We start from the raw sequence: 17,656 nt of genomic DNA, 5'->3' as shown, positions 1-17,656 counted from the left end.
AGTTCTTGCAGCATTTCCCTGTACGGGCGATTGCTGACCTTCAGGTTGAGAGCGAAGTGGTTTACACCTGCCTCTTGTGCGTTCAGCAGATACACTCTGAACGCCTTGGCACCTGCCCTGAGTCCGCCGTGGGTGCGTCGCAGGGGAGCGTCTGAATCCTCAGCCAGATCCACGAGTACTCCCACTCCAAATGGTTTAAACGCCGTGGCTTCTTTCTCGATTAGCGCACCTTTCTACTGGCCTGCAACACTGATCAGATCCGTAGGTTCCGGTGCGGAGCGTATCAGGCCATCCATGTGCTCCGCGATCCACGGTAAAGACTGTTGTGCCTGTTAGCACTCTTCGAGCGCATCCAGCGGAGATAAAATATCCTCCTTGATTAGCCCAAGATTCGCGTTCTTCAGGAAGAAATAGAACGTGGAATCAACGACCTTCAACTGACGAGAGTTTGAATCGTACGCGAGCACTGGTGGATTGATACCCTTGCCGGACTGCATGCCGGTGAGACCGGTAAGCGCATTCGTGAGATGCGCGATCTTTAGGTTCTCAGCACGGTGGTGAACTCGCTTGATCGCTGGCAGCATCGCATCGGCGCTGAGTCCACCGTTAAACCCGTCAAAGCCAACCTCAAGGATGTGCATGATGACGTAGTAGCTTAGGAAGTAGGGGATAGGCTTCGATTTATCTACCGTCGCTGCATTACCGCAGGCGATAGCTTCTAGATTCTTGAGATGTCGTCCAGAATAGTCGCTCGTTTTTTTGTCGATGGCTCTGGCCAGGGCCTTCGGATCATCCATAAACTTGTTGGCGACCTGATAACCTTTGACACCGTGCTCCAAACATGTGTACTTGATGAGTTCCTGGAAAACCCCGACACTGCTGAACGCACTGTCAATGCACTCTTCCACCAGCGCAGTCGCCATCTTCACGTTGAGCAGATCCTCGCCTTTCTTGACGATTCGACGGAAGTCCTCATCGCTCCATGGCTCAACCGGCACCTCGGCCAGGCGATCCTGCAGTTCGCCATTGAACTGGTTGAGTCTGTTGGCCTCTTTCCAGACACCCAAAATGATGAATTTTATTTTGAGGTCGTGAAAGCTCCGCAAATCAAATGCGAACTCTCTCTGGACTTCCTCTGAAAGGTAGTGGAAGTTTTCTAAGATGATTGGCTTGGCCGTCCCGTGCTCCCTTATCAGGCTAGCAACATCATCTGGTAGGTCAAGGTTGTATTCGATGCGGTCGTACTTGAGCTCAAGCTTGCTGGAGTGTTCAACATCCGCCGCAATTTCTCCGCGCCCACGAATCACGGCAATCGTGCCCTGAATCGATGCTTTGCCACGAATTTTAGAGGCATCTCCCGTACCTTCCGTATAGGAAGCAAGCAATGGCACGTCGTATTTCCTGACAATTGCCTGGTAAATATTCCGGAGCGTAGTCTTAGGGGAAAGAGTGATTACGATGCTGTCATCGTAGTTGATATGCTTCTTGACCAAAGCAGTTTTGCCTTGCTTTGACGCTCCGTAGACCACGATTTGCTGGTCGGTGTGGAGGGCCGCTAAGAATGCATCATCGACATGATCCCGTTCTACATAGCTGGCTACATCATTACCGCTGACACCAAAAACGTCTTCCACCGTTAACGCTGAAACCACAGCTGCCTCCCTTCGTAAGCGTAACCTTTCAATGTGATGCCGATTTGACATCAATAGTTTCACCTTGGGAAGCTTTTTTGCATGCGATGCGTGCTCCAAAGGGCCGGTTTAGAACGCTGAGCACGAGCTGGTAGCTAACATGGGCTTTGAGTCAGGGACACGCGTTAGGTAGCAACCAACTCATCGGGGTTTTGCAATGCATCAATCGATGCGGCTTGCCTTTCTGATGTGTTCAACTTCTTGGATTTTGGTAAATGATGCGGGCCTCTTACGTCTCGGGCGCTGGGAGCTCGGAATGTCCACTTAAATCTTCAAATGGCGCTGGAGCCCTTGTCCTGCAAGGCTTTCAGGGTTGGTGGGGTTTCGCAGCGTCAAAACCGATTCCACTAATTTCTCCTTGGCCGAGAGAGCTATTCCATTTGGAGTGCATTTTTAAAAAGCTATGCAGATCAATGCTTTACGATTTTTTGGCGGAAGAATTTTTCCACTTATTTCGTTAAAAAATCCGGCCGAATCGCGGCGCCTGGTGTGCTGAAGGCCCCGGAATACAAGGGCTTGAGGGTGTTGGCGGGGGACATTCCACTCAAAACGCGATTGGTGCAGATGGATCGTGAAGAAGAGTATGGGGATTACGAAACGCTGACACAGGAGGTCACCTCCCGCAATACGTCATTTAACATAATATACATTATGCGTAGGTTCGTATTGAGCAGTACGCCCAGAGGGAGGCCAGATTCCAGCCTCCACCAAGCCCATTTCCAATCCACTCACTCGAATCTCAATCCTTTCGGCACTTCATACCGGCCGCCGTCATAATTCAGGCTGAACCTTTTCGTCTGCGTGGCACGCTCGATTTCCTGACAGTCATCAGCGCCCTTGGGAACACTTTGGCTCCCGGTCGATATCTCGGTAACCCGCAATTTGCTGAAACCGTCCTTGCCGGGTTTTCCCATTGCCAGCGTCCGTTTGATCTCACCGAATTCTCCAGCGCAGACACCATCCCATTCGCCGTGACTCTCGCTCACAACCAAGTGCCTCGTGATCTGCCGCAGTTGCGAACCGTCGTTCACGTACAGGCTCAGGGTTTCACTGCTGAACGGATTGACCCGTGACGATCCTGTGTGACGAATGCGCACGCCAAATGCTCGTAAGCCTGGTGCTAGCTGATAGCGCGCAGTGTCCAGCGTCAGGCCTGAAAACTGCACCGCATCGGAGACGATCGCCGCCTCCTGGTAATGATGGGCAATGATCTTGCCGCTGCTGGCATCGGCCACCAGTACATCCAGGCTGTAATCGCCTTGCCCGTATTCATCAACGTTCACCTTCAACGGCAAGGCTGCCAAGACCTGGCTGGTATCTGCCGGATTGACCTTGCAGACTGCAAAGTCGCTGGCTAGCGACAGTGTCGGGTGCAAGGCCTGGGCCCAGGTTTGCAGGTTCTTCGTGCAGTCGCCCCAGGCGATCATGGGGGCAAACAACAGCGGTAAAGCGGTGAATCTACGCATGGTCGACGTCTCATTCCTTTGAGGATAAGTGAGCTGGATGCACACTACACAGGGTCTCTGGCGTCAGCAAACATCCGTACGCCCTGCCCGACTTTTTTATGGCATAAACATATAACTCAACTAAATATTCATTTAGTTGAGTTATATGAGGCATCTCCTCACCGCACCTCAGCGCCGTTCTTTTCCCCCTGCGAAATACCTCCAACCATCTATGCTCACCAAACCCACCCCACGGAGCCTGTTCGAAAATGGACATTCGCCAGAAAACCATCGGGTTCGGTCTTGTCAGCATCCTCGCCGCCCTGTTGCTTGGTGGCAGCGGCCTGCTCGCCGAGCATGACCAGAACCAGGCGTTGCAGCGCAGCGAGGCCAGCATGGCCGCCCTGCGCAACCACATGGAAGGCGACATGATGCACGATGCGCTGCGCGCCGATGTGCTGGCCGCCCTGCTGGTCAAGCCGGGCGATGCTGACAACGCCAACCAGGTGCTGGCCGACCTCGACGAACACGCAAAGTGGTTCCGCAGTGTCGTGCAAAGCAACCTGGAACTGCCCCTGGACGCCGACCTGCACCAGGCCATCAATGACCTCGGCCCCCTCCTCGACCACTACATCGCCAGCGCCACGTCGATCATCCAGCTGGCATTGCAGTCGCCTGAACAGGCCCAGGCGCAGCTGCCGGCCTTTGTCACTGCTTTCAAGGAGCTGGAGCAGCGCAACAGCACCCTGAGCGACCTGATCGCCGGCAATGCCGACAAAAGCCGCGAACAGAGCACCGCCACCCTGCACCGGGGCATCAGCGTGCTGGTGGGCGGGATGATTTTGGCCACGCTGGCGTTGGCGCTGTGCACCTTCCTGCTGCTTCGCTCCATCCTGCGGCCGTTGAGCCAGACCATGGTGGTTGCCGAGCGTATCGCCCAGGGCGACCTCACCACCGCGATCGAGGTCCACGACCGTGACGAAACCGGGCATCTGTTGCGTTCGCTGGCGGACATGCGTGACAGCCTGGGCAACATGATCAAGGCCATCCATGAAGAGAACCTGCTGCTGCGCGAAGTGGCCGATGAACTGGGCCAGGCTTCCAGCAGCCTGGTGCAACGCAGCAGCCAGCAGTCCGACAGCGCCGTGAGCATGGCCTCGGCCACCGAGCAGATGATTGCCAACCTGGCGCGGATCGCCGACCACGCCCGCGATGCGCAGGCCATCTCCGGGCAGTCCGAGCGCCTGGCCAGCGACGGCGGCGAGGTCATCCTCAACGTGGTCGGCGGCATGCAGGGGATCGACGAGGCGGTCAACCGCTCCTCTGAAACCATCACCGTGCTGGGGCAAAGCTCGGAAGAAATTCATTCGATCATCCAGGTGATCAACACCATCGCCGAGCAGACCAACCTGCTGGCCTTGAACGCGGCCATCGAAGCCGCCCGTGCCGGCGAGGCCGGGCGCGGCTTTGCCGTGGTCGCCGACGAAGTACGCGGCCTGGCCGGGCGCACGGCGCAGTCGACCCGGGAGATCACCGGCATGATCGAACGCATCCGGCAAAGCACGGGCAACGCCGTCGACAGCATGCAGACCGGCGTCACCCGGGTGCGTGCCGGCGTGGAGCTGGCCACCCAGGCCGGAGCGTCGATCCAGCAGATTCGTGAAGGCGCGCGCCGCGCCGCGTCGGTGGTCGAAGAAATCTCGCAGACCATCGGCGAGCAGACCCGGGCCAGCCAGGATGTCGCCCATCAGGTAGAACTGATCGCCCGCATGTCGCGGGACAGCACCGACACCACGCGGCAGCTAGCCTCGGCGGCGCAGCGCCTGGGCGAGATTGCCCAGGGCATGCAGGCGAGCGTGTCGCGGTTTCGCGTGTGACTGGGCAGGCGCTTGCCGGCGCCCTGCCCTCGCCCGGCGCTACTGGCTCAGCGCCTTGGCCACTGCGTTGACGAACACCGCCTGCTCGTCATACAGCGAGCCGGGGCTTTCGGCGTTCTTCCAGGTCGACCACTGCACCACCACCAGGCGCTCCGCCGGGTTGATGGCGATGCTCTGGCCGAAGATGCCCAGGGCCCAGAACGTCTGGTCGCTGGTGGCAGTGCGTTTGGGTTCGGCATCGCTGTCCGGGGCCGGGGCGTTGTACCACCACTGGTAGCCGTACTGCCCCTTGGGCGCGGCGGCCGTCACTGAGCCCTTGGCCTGGGTCCAGTGGGTGGAACGCGCGATCCAGTCGTCCGGGAGCAGCTTTTCGCCCTGCGGCAATTGGCCGCCACTGAGCACGAACTGGCCGAACCGTCCCCAGTCACGCAATGTTGCATTGAAACCGTGGCCGCCCATGTCCACCTTGCCGGGCACCAGCGCATGCCAGACCCCGGCCTGCTGCATGCCGTAGCGGCTCCACACGCGGCTCTGCAGGTACTCGGCGATGGTCATGCCGGTGGCGTTTTCCAGCACCCGGCCCACCAGCCAGGCGCCGCCGGTGTTGTACGACCAGACTTCGCCCGGCTTGACCCCGGGCTTGCGCTTGACCGAACGCACCAGGTCGAGCACGCAGTGATAGGGATCGGCGGTAGCCTCGCACTGGGTCATGTGCGAGAAGTCCGAATCCTTCGAGGCGTAGTTCTCGTCCCAGACGACGCCCGAGGTGTGCTGCAACAGCTGCTGCAGGGTCACGTCCTGCCACTCGGAACCTTCCAGCTCCGGGACATAGCGGCTGATCCGGTCATCCAGCGAATGGATCTTGCCTTCCTTGACGGCGATGCCCACCAGCACGCTGACCACCGACTTGGCCACCGAGCGCGATGTCCACAAGGTCTGCGGGGTGTTGCCCTTGCCGTAGTGCTCATAAGCGATCTTGCCATCCTTGAGCACCAGCAGGCCGGTCACGCTCTGGTTGGCCAGGTAGTCCGCCAGGTTGTGGGTCTTGCCGGCCAACTGGTAGTGCACGTCGCTCAGTTTGTGGCTGGTCTGCGGCAAGGGGTATGGCGTGGCGCCGCGCGGGGCGAAGACATCGCCGCCGTACAGGCGATAAGTGTTGCGAAAGCCCACGACCCGGGTGTCCTGGCCCCAGGTGAGCATGTCCTTGGCCGCCGGCAGCACCTTGTCGAAAGGCTGCGGGCAAGGCTCAAGCCCCGGCACGCCGCAGGCCCCCTGGCTGTCGGCCGCCTGGGCCGCACCGGCCAGTGCGGCGAGTGCCAGTGCCAGGATGGAAAGACCGTTGAACGACTTCTTTATTGTTATTGGCCGCATCGGAGGGCTCCTCGAAAAGCGCGGAAATACGCTGCCCCGAGTGTCTGCAACTTGAGCCAGCGGGAAAAGCACAATAAATTTGCCTTCACTATTAAAAAAACTAACAACCAAGGAATGCCCATGGCCGAAGATCGCCTGCCCCCGCTCAACGCCGTGCGTGCGTTCGAGGCCGCTGCCCGCCTGGGCAGCTATGTCGCGGCTTCCCAGGCGCTGCACGTGACCCAGCCGGCGATCGGCCGGCATGTGAAAAACCTCGAGGACTGGCTGGGTGTACGCTTGCTCGAGCGCTCCCCGCGCGGGGTGACCCTTACCCTGCCCGGCGCCCATTACTACAAGGCCGCAGCGCAGGCGCTGCAGATCCTCGCCGACGCCGGTGCGCGCCTGGGGCAACGTGGTGACGAGCGCTGGCTGCGCATCCTCTGTGTGCCGGCGTTCGCCTCACGCTGGCTGACACCGCGTATCGACACCTTGCGCAGCCTGCGCCCGGACCTGAGGATCGCCATCGAGCCCAATGCCACGTTCACCAGCGTGGATGCCCGCCAGGCGGATCTGGGCATCGCCTTCGGCCTGCCGGGTGAGTTGAGCGGTGTACGCGAGGTGTTGATCCGCCCGAAGGTATTCGCGGTATGCGCGCCGAGCTACCTCGCGCAGTTGCCGGCAGGGCTGAGCGCTGCCGACCTGCCCGCCTTGCGGCTGGTCCATGTCGATGACGGCACCTGGTGGAACAGCTGGTTCGCCGCCAATGGCCTGAGGGTGCGGGTCAAGGCCGATACTTCGCATATCAGCAACGATATCGTGCTGAACCTTGCCCAGCGCGGCCACGGTATCGCCCTGGCCACTGAGGTGCTGGTCGGACGTGAACTGCGCGAAGGCAGCCTGGTGCGTTGCGTGGAACAGGCCGTGGCGCTGGAGAGCTACCAGTTGCTGACGCCGCCCCAGCCGCCGAGTGCCGATGCGTTGTGGTTCATGGATTGGCTAGGGAGCAGCCTGCGCGAGGAGTATCCGGATGCGCTGTGAGCCTTGCACCGGCTACGCCGGTGGTCGCGGGGCATCGGCGCACCTCCGCTCCCAAACGGCGTTCGCTAGAAATCCACCGAGGTGGAGAACAACAACGACCGCGGCGTGCCCAGCCCACCAGACAGGCCGCTGCCGTCGCCACCGTTCCACGAGCCGATCCAGTAGGCCTTGTTGGTCACGTTCTGCACGGTGGCACGCAAGGTGACCGGCTTGTCCGAGACCTTCAGGGTATACCGGGCGCCGAGATCGAAAATCGTGTAGGACGGCAGCGACAGGTTGTTGGCATCGGTGGCATAGCGCCGGCCGGCATAGTTGGCGTTGCCGGTCAGGGTCAGCCCGGGCATCTCGCGCAGGTCATACTCGACGCCGAGCTTGGCCAGCACCTTGGGCACGCCGGTGGCCTGGTTGCCTTCGTTTTCCTTGCGAATCGATTTCGTCAGCTCGGCCTTGGTGTAGGACGCACCGCCCAGCAGGCGCAGGCCCGGCTCGAGCTCGCCGAAGAACGACCACTCCAGGCCACGGTTGCGCTGTTCGCCGTACACGCCGTAGATCTGCGTCAGCGGATCGGTATAGGCGCTGGGCTTTTTCACCTGGTAGACACTTACCGTGTGCGCGAAGGTGCCCAGGTCGAGCTTGGCGCCCAGTTCGTACTGCTTGGTCTGGTACGGCGCCATGATCGCGCCGGCGTTGCGCGCGTTGTCCGGGGCGATGCCGCCCTGGCTCAGGCCTTCGATGTAGTTGCCGTACAGCGACAGTTCGTCGGTGACCTTGACCAGCAAGGCCGTGGCCGGCGAAACCCGGCTTTCATCGTAGGCCTTGGAAGTACGCTGGTGGTTGCCGTCGTAGTTCGACGCGCGCACGTTCTGGTGGCGAGCGCCGACGGTCCACTGCACCTTGTCATCGAGGAACGACATCGTGTCGAGCAAGGCTTCGCTGCTCAGTCGGGCGCGCATGCGCGACGTGACGTTGCCGTACTCGCCGATCTCCGGGCGCGGGCCATAGTCCAGGTTGTAGTAGTTGGTGAGGATGCGTGTCGGCAGGCGCTTATCCTTGAAACTGTTCTCGGAGTCGTAGCGGGTGGCCGCCAGCGACCAGGCGTGGTCGACCGGGCCAGTGGCGAAGCGCCCGCGCAGGCCGACTTCGCCGGACTTCTGCTCGCCATCTCGAGCCGAGCGGATCGGCGTGGCGGAGATGTCGCCGGCATCATTGAGCAGCATGCCGCTGGTCATCAGCGCGTTGTAGCCCCCTTCCCGATGGCCCCAGCCGGCGAATGCGGTGAGCGAGTCGTTGAGGTCGTACTCGCCGCGCAGCACCACGGTGTCGGTGTCGTTGACGGTGTAGCCCCACTCCGGGGCCAGCGAGTGATCGCCCTTCTTGGCCTTGGGCAGGTGGGTCACGCCGGGGCTGATCGAGGCAATGCCGAAATAGTTGACCCCGTCCATGCGTTCGCGCTGGTGATAGTAGTCCAGCGACGCCCTCGCCCGCTCGCCGCGCCAGTCCAGGGCCAGGGACGACAGCTGCATGCGGTGCTGCTGGTCGTCCACCGGGGTGTCGCCGTCGCGGTAGACGCCATTGAAGCGCACGCCGAACTGTTTCTGGTCGCCGAAGCGGCGGCCGATATCGGCATGCATGCCGGCCAGGCCATCGGACTCGTAGGAGGCGGTCAACCGGGCCAGGGGCTCGTCGCCGGCACGCTTGGGCACGATATTGATGCTGCCGCCGACGCTGCCGTCTGGCGGCATGCCGTTGAGCAGCGCCGACGGGCCCTTGAGCACCTCGATGCGCTCGGCAAGCTCGGTGGAGCCGCGCATGTTCGGCGCCATGCTCGGCAGGCCGTTGAAGGTGATGTCGTTGCCGGTGCTGTACAGGCCGCGGATAAAGAACGTCTCGAAGATGCCGCGCTTGCTCGGCACGTAGACCGACGGATCGGTGGCACCGATCACCGAGCCGATGTCCTGGGCCTGGCGGTTCTCGATGTATTCCTTGGTGTAGCTGATGGCGTTGAACGGGGTTTCGCTGAAGTCCTTGTTGCCCATCAGCCCTACCCGGCTGCCCGAGCCAACCTGGCCCCCGGCATATTCCGGTGGCGGGGCGCCGAGGGCGTCACGGGTTTCCTGCACCAGGGTTTCCGGCAGGGTCAGGCCCTCTTCCTTCACATCGGGGGTTTGCTGCTGTGCCGAGGAGGTGCTGCGTGGCGGTTGCGCGAAGGCGTTGCCGGCGATGGCGGCCATGCCCAGCAGCACGGCCATGCGCAAGGCCCTGCGGGGCAGTTTCGGTGCCTGGGGATGTTGCAGTGGAGGCATGAGGGATTCCTTTCTGGACGCAATGGTAATGTTTCTCATTAGTCATTCCGTACGAGTCGGCGAATCCCTCAACAGAAATTACAGTCACTTGGCCACTATCGGCTTAACCACCACAGGGACCAAAGCGGGGGCTCAGCGCTGATATCCCTTCACCACCTCGTCCGCTACCCGCTCCAGGCAGGTCACGCTGGCGGTGCACAGGTACCAGGTCTGTGGATCGACGAATACCACATGGCCGTTCTTCCACGCCTTGGTCTGGCGCAGCAGCGGGTTGTCCAGGGTCTCGCGGTCCAGCGCGGCGCGGCGCTCCATCACCGCGGTGCGGTCGATCACGTAGAGGATGTCCGGGTCGGCCTGGTGGATGAACTCGTTGGAGATCGGCTGGCCATGCAGGCCAGCCTGCATGTCGTCGCTGGCCGGCTTGACCCCGAGGGTGTCGAAGATGAAGCCGTAGCGCGAACGCACACCGTAGGCGGTGAACGCGCCGTTGTTGTGCAGCACCACCAGCGCCTTTTCCGGACGCCCGTCGGTCACCTTGCGCACCTGGGCCACCTTGGCATCGATGCGCGCGGCGGTTTCCCGGGCCAAGTCTTGCTTGCCGAGAATTTGCCCGACGGTCAGCAGGTGCTGCTTGGCGGTGTCGATGACATTGCCCTGGCGGTTGTCCATGTCGATGTCGTAGTGCACCGTCGGCGCGATCTGGCTCAGCTCCTGGTAGCTCTGCGCCTGCAGCGGCGAGATCAGGATCAGGTCGGGCTTGAGCGCATGCAGGCGTTCGAGGTTGGGCTGGATGGTGGTGCCAACGTCCGCCACCTTGGGGTCATCGCGGTATTTGGCCAGGAAGCCCGCCACATAGTCCTTGGCGATGCCGACCACCGGCGCGCCGAGCTGGTCAAGGGTGTCCAGCTCGCTCATGTCGAAGGCCACCACGCGTTGCGGCTGGTGCTCGACCAGCGTGGTGCCCAGGGCGTGCTCGACCTTCACCGGGGCGTAGTCGGCGCTGGCGGCGCGCGCCTGCTCCTGCGGGGCCTGGTCGCAGCCCGGCAACGCGGCCGCCACGGCGGCGGCCAGGAGTATCTTGCAGATTCCGTTCATACCAGCTCTCTCGATAGTGATGGGTTGAAGTAGTTGCAGACGAAACCCTGCGCGCTCGGCAGGATCTCGAACGCCAGGCCGAACAACGCGCGCAGGTTGGCCTCGTTGACCACCTCGGCGACCGGCCCGTGGCTGTGCACCGCGCCCTGCTTCATGGCGACGATGTGGTCGGAGTAATTAGCGGCGAAGTTGATGTCATGCACCACCAGGATCACCGTACGGCCCTGCTCGTCGCAGAGCCTGCGGATCGCCTGCATGATCTGCACCGCGTGTTTCATGTCGAGGTTGTTCAGCGGCTCGTCGAGCAGCAACAGGTCGGTACGCTGGGCGATGGTCATGGCCAGGAAGGCCATCTGCCGCTGGCCGCCGCTGAGTTCGTCGAGGTAGGCGCGGCGCAGCGGCTGCAGCCCCAGAAAATCCAGGGATTCGTCGATTACCAGGTGGTCGTCGGCGGTCAGCAGGCCGCGGCTGTAGGGGAAGCGGCCGAAGGCGACCAGATCCTCGACGGTCAGGCGCAGGTTGAAGTCCAGTACCTGGCGCAGGGTGGCCACGCGGCGGGCGTAGTCGGCGATGGCGATGCGGCCGATGTCCTGGCCGTCAAGCAGGATGCGCCCGCGGCTTGCCGGCAGCAGTCGGGCCATGCACATCAGCAAGGTGCTCTTGCCGGCGCCGTTGGGGCCGATCAGCGAGGTAACCTGGCCAGCCGGGAAAGCCAGGCTCACGTCTTCGAGCACGGTCTTGTCGCCATAGGCCTTGTGCAGGTGTTCGAGGGTGATCATGGGGTGCCTCGGGTACGGACCATCAGCGCGAGGAAGTACGCGCCGCACACCAGGTTGACGAGGATGCTCACGCTGGTCCGGTAGTTGAACAGATGCTCGACCAGCAGTTGGGCGAGCAGGAACATGCCGATGGCCACGGCGCAGGCCAGTGGCAGGGTCACCTGGTGCCGGGCGCTGCGTGCCAGGGCGTAGGCGATGTTGGCGACGAATACCCCCATGAACGCGGTCGGCCCCACCAGACTGGTCGACACCGCCACCAGCACGGCGATCAGCGCCATTTGCAAGCGCAGGCAGCGGCCATGGTCCAGGCCCAGGGCAATGGCTTGGTCGCGGCCCAGCGCCAGCACGTCGAGCACCCGCGTGCCGCGCGCCACCAGCACTGCCACTGCCGCCACCAGCAGGCCCGAGTACAGCACCTGGGCCGGCTGGGCGCGGTTGAAGCTGGTGTAGCCCAGGCTCTGCAGAATCGAGAACTCCCCCGGGCTGGTCTTGAGCTGGATGAACTGGGTGAAGGTACCCAGCACCATGGTCAGCACCAGCCCCAGCAGCAACAGGCGGTAGACATCCCCGCGCCCCTCGCGCAGCAGCCAGCGCTGCAGCAGCCACGAGTAGCCGAGCATCAACGCCATCGACAGCAGCGCGTTACCCTGCGCGCCGAGCAGCGCCACGCTGCCGGTGCCCAGCCACAGCACCAGCACCGCCTGGAACAGCAGGTAGATGCCTTCGTAGCCCATGATCGCCGGGGTCAGCACACGGTTGCCGGCCAGGGTCTGGAAGATCACCGAGGACAAGGCGATGCACACCCCGGCCACCACGATCGCGCCCAGGCGCACCAGGCGCTTGGGGATCACGTAGCTGAAGTCCAGGCCAGAGCCCAGCAACAGGAACGCCAGCACCAGGGCCGGCAGCAACAACCAGGCGGCGCGGCGCATCATTTGCACTTCCACAGGATCAGCACCAGGAACAGCACACCGCCGACACTGCCGGCGGTCAGGCCAATGGGCACTTCGTAGGGGTGGATCAACAACCGGCCGAGGATGTCGCAGGCCAGCAGCAACGCCGCGCCGCACATGGCGACGATGGGCAAGGTGCGCTTGAGGTTCTCGCCGTAGCGCAACGCCACCAGGTTCGGCACCACCAGGCCGACGAAGGGGATCGCGCCCACGGTGATCACCGTGGCCGACACCGTTACCGCCACCAGCACCAGGCCGAGGATCGCGGTGGCCGCGTAGTTCAGGCCGAGGCTGGTAGCCATGCCCTCGCCCATGCCCAGCACGGTGAAGCGCTGGGCATATAGATAGGTGAGCACGACGATCGGCAGGATCAGGTAGATGATCTCGTAGTTGCCCTCGATCACCCGCGAGAAGTCGCCCAGCAGCCAGCCCTGCATGCTCTGCAGGATGTTGTGGCGATAGGCATAGAACTCGGCGATGGCGCTGAGCACGCTGCCGTACATCAGGCCGATCACTGGCACCAGCACCAGGTTGGTGAAGCGTATGCGGCGAATGATCGCCACATACGCCAGGCTCGCCAGCAGGCAGAACACCAGGGCAAACAGCATGCGCCCGGTGGCCCCGGCACCCGGCAGCACGGTCAGGGCCACCAGGATGCCCAGCTTGGCCGCGTCGAGTCCGCCGCAGGTGGCCGGCTCGACAAAGCGGTTGCGCACGATCTGCTGCAGGATCACCCCGCAGATCGACAGGCCGACACCCGTCAGCACCAGTGCCGCCAGGCGTGGCAGGCGGCTGGCGGTGAGGGTCAGCCAGGCATCGTCGGAGGCCGACAGCAAGGCCGACCAGGACATCTGGCTGGCCCCGACCATCAGTGAAACGCCACACAGCAGCAACAGTGTTGGCAGCAACAACCGACTCAAGCGGTCACTCCATCGCCTGCGGCCTCACCGATGCGCCAGCCCTTGGCGGCCCGGCGCTGCTCGAGGAAGTGCGCGTACAAGCCACCCTCGGCAGCCAGCTGGGCATGGGCGCCCTGTTCGCGGATACGCCCTTCGTCCAGCACCACGATCTGGTCGGCCATGGCCACCGTCGACAGCTGGTGGGCAATGACGATCAGCGTGCGCTTGCCGCGCAGCCGTGCCAGCGCCTCGGCGATAGCCGCCTGGTTCTCGGCGTCCAGCGCCGCGGTGGCCTCGTCGATCAGCAGGATCGGCGCGTCCTTGATCAGCGCGCGGGCAATCGAGATGCGCTGGCGTTCGCCGCCGGACAGGCGCGCACCGCCCTCGCCCACCGACGTGTGCAAGCCTTCGGGCAGACGTTCGAGGATCTCCTGCACCCCGGCCAGCCGCGCCGCCTCGAGCACTTCGGCCTCGCTGGCGTCGGGTTTGCCCAGGCGGATGTTGTCGGCGATGCTGCCCTGGAACAGGTAGGCGTCCTGGAAGATCTGGCTGATCTGCCCGGCCAGCTGTTCGGCGGACATCTGCCGCACATCCACCCCGCCGACCTTGACCCGGCCCTGGGTGACGTCGAAGAAACGGGCGATCAGGCGCACCAGGGTAGTCTTGCCCGAACCCGATGCGCCGACCAGCGCCGTCATGCTGCCGGGCGCGATGTCCAGGCTGACCTCGCGCAGTACCTCGGGCTGGTCGTCGCCGTAGCGGAATCCGACCTGCTCCAGCTGCACCGAGCCGTCGGCCGGCGGCTGCGGTGCGGCGGGCTCGGGCAGCGGCTCGACGGCCAGCAGCTCGGCTACCGCCTGCAACTGGCCGCGGGTACCGCGCAGCACCTCGCTGTAGCCGGCCACATCCAGCAGCGGGTCGATGAAACGGGTCGCCAGCACCAGCGCAACCAGGGTGGCGATCACCGTTGCGTTGTCGAAGCCTGCGCCGGCCTGCTCGCCGAGCCACAGCGTGGCGACCACCAGCAACGCGGCGAAGCTGGCCTGCACCGCCCAGACGTTGAGCACCGATGACAATGCCGACAGCTGGATCAGCTTGCGCGCCGCCTGTTGTTGCTGGGCCACGGCCTGCTCCAGGAAGCGCGTTCCGCCCTGTTCGCCATTGAAGGCACGCAGCACCGACTGCGCCTGGGCGAACTCGACCATGCGCTGGCTGGTCTGCGCGGTGTCGCGCTGGTAGCGCTGGTCGGCGCGCTGGCCAAGGCGCATTGTCGCCAGCATCACCAGGGCCAGCAGCGGCAGGCTGACCAGGGCCACCAGGCCCAGGCGCAGGTCGACCAGCAACAGCGCAACGAGGATCACCAACGGCGTCACCACCCCGGTGAACAGCGGCGTGAACACATGGGCCGGCAGTTGCGCGATCTCCATCATGCCCTGGGTGGTGACATGGCTCAGGCGCGCGGTGTTGGCGGCATTGAACCAGCCCACCGGCAGCGTGCCGACATGCTCGCCCAGGCGCTGGCGACCACCGCGCAGCACGGCAATGCCCACCGCGATGCCGGCCTTCTCCACCCGGCGCCGCAGGTACCAGCACACCACCACGCCCAGGGCCAGCAGTGCCAGCCACTGGCCGGCGGCCTCCAGCTGGTTGCCCAGCAGGTGGCGCAGGATCGGCACCAGGGTGACGATGGTCAGCCCGCACAGCACGCCATACACCAGCGCCAGGCGGATGTAGCGGCGCAGGAACACGGCGTCGTCGCCGAGCAGTCGAACGAAAATCCCCAACATGATCAGTGCTCCTCCACCTGCGCGGTCGCCCGCGTCTTCGCATAGCCGCCGGCGGCCCACAAGCGGGCATACAGCCCGCGACGGGCCAGCAGTTCGTCGTGATTGCCGCGCTCGGCGACGGTGCCCTGGTCCAGCACCAGGATCTGGTCGGCGTGCATCACCGTGTCCAGGCGATGGGCGATCACCAGCAGCGTGCGCCCCCGGGCGAAGCGCGACAGCGCCTGTTGCAGCTTGACTTCGTTCTCGGCGTCGGCCGCCGCGGTGGCCTCGTCGAGCACCAGCACCGGCGGGTCGAGCAGCACCGCGCGGGCAATGCTCAGCCGTTGCAGCTCGCCGCCGGAGAACTGCACGTCCTCGCCGATCACCGCGTCGTAGCCACGCGGCTGGGCGAGGATGCGCTCGTGGATATTGGCAATCCGCGCCGCCGCCTCGATCTGCTCCTGGCTCGCCGAAGGCCGGCCCAGGGCAATGTTCTCGCGCACACTGGCATGGATCAGGCGCACGTCCTGCAGGACAAAGCCGATGCGCCGGTACAGTTGCGCGCTGTCGATCTGCCGCAGGTCAACGCCGCCCAGGGTGATACGCCCGGCACTGGGATCGAAGAAGCGCAGCAGCAGGCGCGCCAGGGTCGACTTGCCGGCGCCCGAGGCGCCGACCACCGCCGTCACCGTGCCCGGTTCCAGGGTGAACGACACCTCGCTCAGCACCGGATTGCGCGGGTCGTAGTGATAGCCCAGGCCCTGCACCTCGATGCGCGCATCGGCCGGCAGCTTGCCGGCGCCCTGGCCGTCGGTCTCCAGCACCGCCGTGTTCAGCAGCGCCTGCACGCGCTGGGCGGCACCGGTGGCGTTGTTCAGGTCGTGGGTGATATAGGCCAGCAACAGCAGCGGCGCACAGATGCCCGGCGCCACCAGGGCGAACGGCAGCACCTGCACCGGGGTGATCCAGCCCAGGCCGACGAACAGCGTGCCGAACGCCAGCACCACGCCCAGTACCGACACCGGCGCGATCATCGCGTTGGCATTGGCCATGGCGCTGACCAGCGGCCGGGTGAAGTCGGTGAAGGCCGCGGCGAAGGCGTCCACCGCCTCGCGGTAGCTGCCATGTGCCTTGCGCTGGCCACCGAAGGCCTTGACCACCGGGATGCCGTTGACGAATTCGACCACCGCCTGGTTGATCCGCCCCATGCCGGCGCCGAAGGCCTGCATGTTGCGGGCGCTGGCCTGGTGGGCACGGGCGAAGAACAGGAAGAACAGCGGGAACGGCAGCATCGATACCAGCGCCATGCGCCAGTCCATGGCGAACAGGTAGACGATCGATGCCAGCACTGCCCCGGCGCTGCGTCCGAGGGTGGTGTAGAAGTGCGCGGTGAGGCTGTGCAGGATGCCGATATCGTCCTGCATGGCCTGCTTCACCTCGCCGGAGGCGCGGCTGGTGAACCAGCCCAGCGGTACCCGTGCCAGGCGGCGGATGATTGCCAGGCGCAGGGTGCCGGTGATTTGGTTGTCGGCCAGGTGGGCCACCAGGTCGCCCAGCGAAATCAAAGCCATGCCGACGAACAGGCAGCCCAGCCCCAGCACGATCACCGGCCAGGCCTGCGCGACGCCCTGCCCTTCGGCGAACGCCAGCCGGGCGACCTCGGCGATCGCGGCCAGGGGCGCCAGGCTGAGCATGGCGCCCAGCGCGGCGAGCAACCCGGCGACGATCAAGCGCCCGCGAATCGGCGCCAGCACTGCGGCGACCGGCCCCTTGGCGGGCTTCTGCACCGCCACCCCTTGTTCAACACTCATGAATGCTCCTTTTCAGCACGAAGAGCAGACCGGGCAGCCACTTGGGCGCCCGACCAGCCAGTCCTTCTCAACCTGTATTCCGCTCGAGGCGGGCAAACCCGCAAAAAACAATGCCCACGCTCAGGCGCCACTGCCGATGCGGTAGCGCCTGCAGGTGCGCACGCCGGCGGCGATGTACTTCTCGACCGAGGACACCGATACCCGCAACTCGGCGGCGATGGCGCGATGGGCCATGCCGTCGAGCCGGCACAGCAGCAGGGCCTGGCGGGCCTTGGGCGAATGCCGTTGCAGAGCGCTGTCGATCGCACCCAGGGCCTCGACCACCAGCGCTCGCGCCTCTTCCGAAGGCACCCGCGGCTCGGGCTGCTGGCCATGGTTCTCGAGGTAGCGGGTTTCACGTTGGCGGCGGCGGTACAGGTCGATGACCTTGCCGTTGGCGATCTGCGTCAGGTGGCAGCGCGATTGTTCCGCCGTCGGCACCTGGCCCTTGTTCATCAGGTGCAGGTAGATATCGTGGGCCAGGTCCGCCGCGTCCACCGCGTTGCCCAGCTTGCGGCGCAGCAGCTCGCACAACCAGCCGTGATGATCCTGATACAGCTTTTGCAGCTGTTGACGAAGCGCGAACGTTCCGTTGTCCACGGTACCTCTC

Annotated in this window: 13 protein-coding genes; 2 read left to right on the top strand and 11 right to left on the bottom strand. The window is 64.0% G+C overall.

What is annotated here, in order from left to right:
* Positions 1–332: 332 nt before the first annotated feature.
* On the bottom strand, positions 333–1,652 hold the full coding sequence (locus LU688_RS14490; protein WP_104443848.1) for a P-loop NTPase family protein: 1,320 nt from the start codon (positions 1,650–1,652) through the stop codon (positions 333–335).
* Positions 1,653–2,419: 767 nt separating this feature from the next.
* The gene (locus tag LU688_RS14485; RefSeq protein WP_023629715.1) at positions 2,420–3,157 is read right to left on the bottom strand and encodes a PA3715 family protein; all 738 of its coding nucleotides are present in this window, start codon (positions 3,155–3,157) and stop codon (positions 2,420–2,422) included.
* Between the two features lie 248 nt (positions 3,158–3,405).
* On the opposite strand from LU688_RS14485, the gene LU688_RS14480 reads away from it, so the two are divergent.
* Positions 3,406–5,013 (top strand): methyl-accepting chemotaxis protein, encoded by a 1,608-nt coding sequence (locus LU688_RS14480; protein ID WP_160290669.1) that lies wholly within the window; start codon positions 3,406–3,408, stop codon positions 5,011–5,013.
* Between the two features lie 39 nt (positions 5,014–5,052).
* On the opposite strand, the gene LU688_RS14475 is transcribed toward LU688_RS14480, so the two are convergent.
* Positions 5,053–6,384 (bottom strand): serine hydrolase domain-containing protein, encoded by a 1,332-nt coding sequence (locus LU688_RS14475; RefSeq protein WP_160290668.1) that lies wholly within the window; start codon positions 6,382–6,384, stop codon positions 5,053–5,055.
* A 120-nt stretch (positions 6,385–6,504) separates the two neighbouring features.
* On the opposite strand from LU688_RS14475, the gene LU688_RS14470 reads away from it, so the two are divergent.
* Complete coding sequence (locus LU688_RS14470; RefSeq protein WP_110604690.1) at positions 6,505–7,401, top strand: LysR substrate-binding domain-containing protein; 897 nt, start codon at positions 6,505–6,507, stop codon at positions 7,399–7,401.
* Between the two features lie 65 nt (positions 7,402–7,466).
* Here the strand turns inward: LU688_RS14470 and LU688_RS14465 are convergent, their stop codons facing one another.
* The 8 genes from LU688_RS14465 to LU688_RS14430 all read right to left on the bottom strand — a co-directional run bounded on the left by LU688_RS14465 (position 7,467) and on the right by LU688_RS14430 (position 17,646).
* Positions 7,467–9,704: a TonB-dependent receptor gene (locus LU688_RS14465; protein WP_110604691.1), complete on the bottom strand. Its 2,238-nt coding sequence runs from the start codon at positions 9,702–9,704 to the stop codon at positions 7,467–7,469.
* 132 nt (positions 9,705–9,836) lie between these two features.
* Positions 9,837–10,799, bottom strand: coding sequence for a siderophore ABC transporter substrate-binding protein (locus LU688_RS14460; protein ID WP_232888150.1), 963 nt, complete (start codon positions 10,797–10,799; stop codon positions 9,837–9,839).
* Positions 10,796–11,578, bottom strand: coding sequence for an iron ABC transporter ATP-binding protein (locus LU688_RS14455; protein WP_232888151.1), 783 nt, complete (start codon positions 11,576–11,578; stop codon positions 10,796–10,798). The genes LU688_RS14460 and LU688_RS14455 overlap by 4 nt, the downstream gene beginning before the upstream one ends.
* Complete coding sequence (locus LU688_RS14450; protein ID WP_031315945.1) at positions 11,575–12,510, bottom strand: iron chelate uptake ABC transporter family permease subunit; 936 nt, start codon at positions 12,508–12,510, stop codon at positions 11,575–11,577. Before LU688_RS14450 ends, LU688_RS14455 begins: the two co-directional genes overlap by 4 nt.
* Positions 12,510–13,451: an ABC transporter permease gene (locus tag LU688_RS14445; RefSeq protein ID WP_434784943.1), complete on the bottom strand. Its 942-nt coding sequence runs from the start codon at positions 13,449–13,451 to the stop codon at positions 12,510–12,512. Before LU688_RS14445 ends, LU688_RS14450 begins: the two co-directional genes overlap by 1 nt.
* Positions 13,448–15,217, bottom strand: coding sequence for an ABC transporter ATP-binding protein (locus LU688_RS14440; protein ID WP_232888152.1), 1,770 nt, complete (start codon positions 15,215–15,217; stop codon positions 13,448–13,450). The genes LU688_RS14445 and LU688_RS14440 overlap by 4 nt, the downstream gene beginning before the upstream one ends.
* 2 nt (positions 15,218–15,219) lie before the next feature.
* Entirely contained in the window at positions 15,220–17,007 is a 1,788-nt protein-coding gene (locus tag LU688_RS14435; protein ID WP_232888153.1) for an ABC transporter ATP-binding protein, read from the bottom strand.
* 120 nt (positions 17,008–17,127) lie between these two features.
* The gene (locus LU688_RS14430) at positions 17,128–17,646 is read right to left on the bottom strand and encodes a sigma-70 family RNA polymerase sigma factor (protein ID WP_232888154.1); all 519 of its coding nucleotides are present in this window, start codon (positions 17,644–17,646) and stop codon (positions 17,128–17,130) included.
* Positions 17,647–17,656 lie beyond the last annotated feature (10 nt).

It is taken from the genome of Pseudomonas soli, assembly GCF_021283165.2.
Classification (GTDB): Bacteria; Pseudomonadota; Gammaproteobacteria; order Pseudomonadales; family Pseudomonadaceae; genus Aquipseudomonas; species Aquipseudomonas soli.
The sequence above is the reverse complement of the archived record's forward strand: the minus strand, read 5'-3'. Positions and strand labels throughout refer to the sequence as shown.

Excerpts from the sequence above, each read along its gene's own strand:
- LU688_RS14485 (WP_023629715.1), bottom strand. The coding sequence starts at position 3,157 with ATGCGTAGATTCACCGCTTTACCGCTGTTGTTTGCCCCCATGATCGCC.
- LU688_RS14480 (WP_160290669.1), top strand. The coding sequence starts at position 3,406 with ATGGACATTCGCCAGAAAACCATCGGGTTCGGTCTTGTCAGCATCCTC.
- LU688_RS14475 (WP_160290668.1), bottom strand. The coding sequence starts at position 6,384 with ATGCGGCCAATAACAATAAAGAAGTCGTTCAACGGTCTTTCCATCCTG.
- LU688_RS14470 (WP_110604690.1), top strand. The coding sequence starts at position 6,505 with ATGGCCGAAGATCGCCTGCCCCCGCTCAACGCCGTGCGTGCGTTCGAG.
- LU688_RS14465 (WP_110604691.1), bottom strand. The coding sequence starts at position 9,704 with ATGCCTCCACTGCAACATCCCCAGGCACCGAAACTGCCCCGCAGGGCC.
- LU688_RS14460 (WP_232888150.1), bottom strand. The coding sequence starts at position 10,799 with ATGAACGGAATCTGCAAGATACTCCTGGCCGCCGCCGTGGCGGCCGCG.
- LU688_RS14455 (WP_232888151.1), bottom strand. The coding sequence starts at position 11,578 with ATGATCACCCTCGAACACCTGCACAAGGCCTATGGCGACAAGACCGTG.
- LU688_RS14450 (WP_031315945.1), bottom strand. The coding sequence starts at position 12,510 with ATGCGCCGCGCCGCCTGGTTGTTGCTGCCGGCCCTGGTGCTGGCGTTC.
- LU688_RS14440 (WP_232888152.1), bottom strand. The coding sequence starts at position 15,217 with ATGTTGGGGATTTTCGTTCGACTGCTCGGCGACGACGCCGTGTTCCTG.
- LU688_RS14435 (WP_232888153.1), bottom strand. The coding sequence starts at position 17,007 with ATGAGTGTTGAACAAGGGGTGGCGGTGCAGAAGCCCGCCAAGGGGCCG.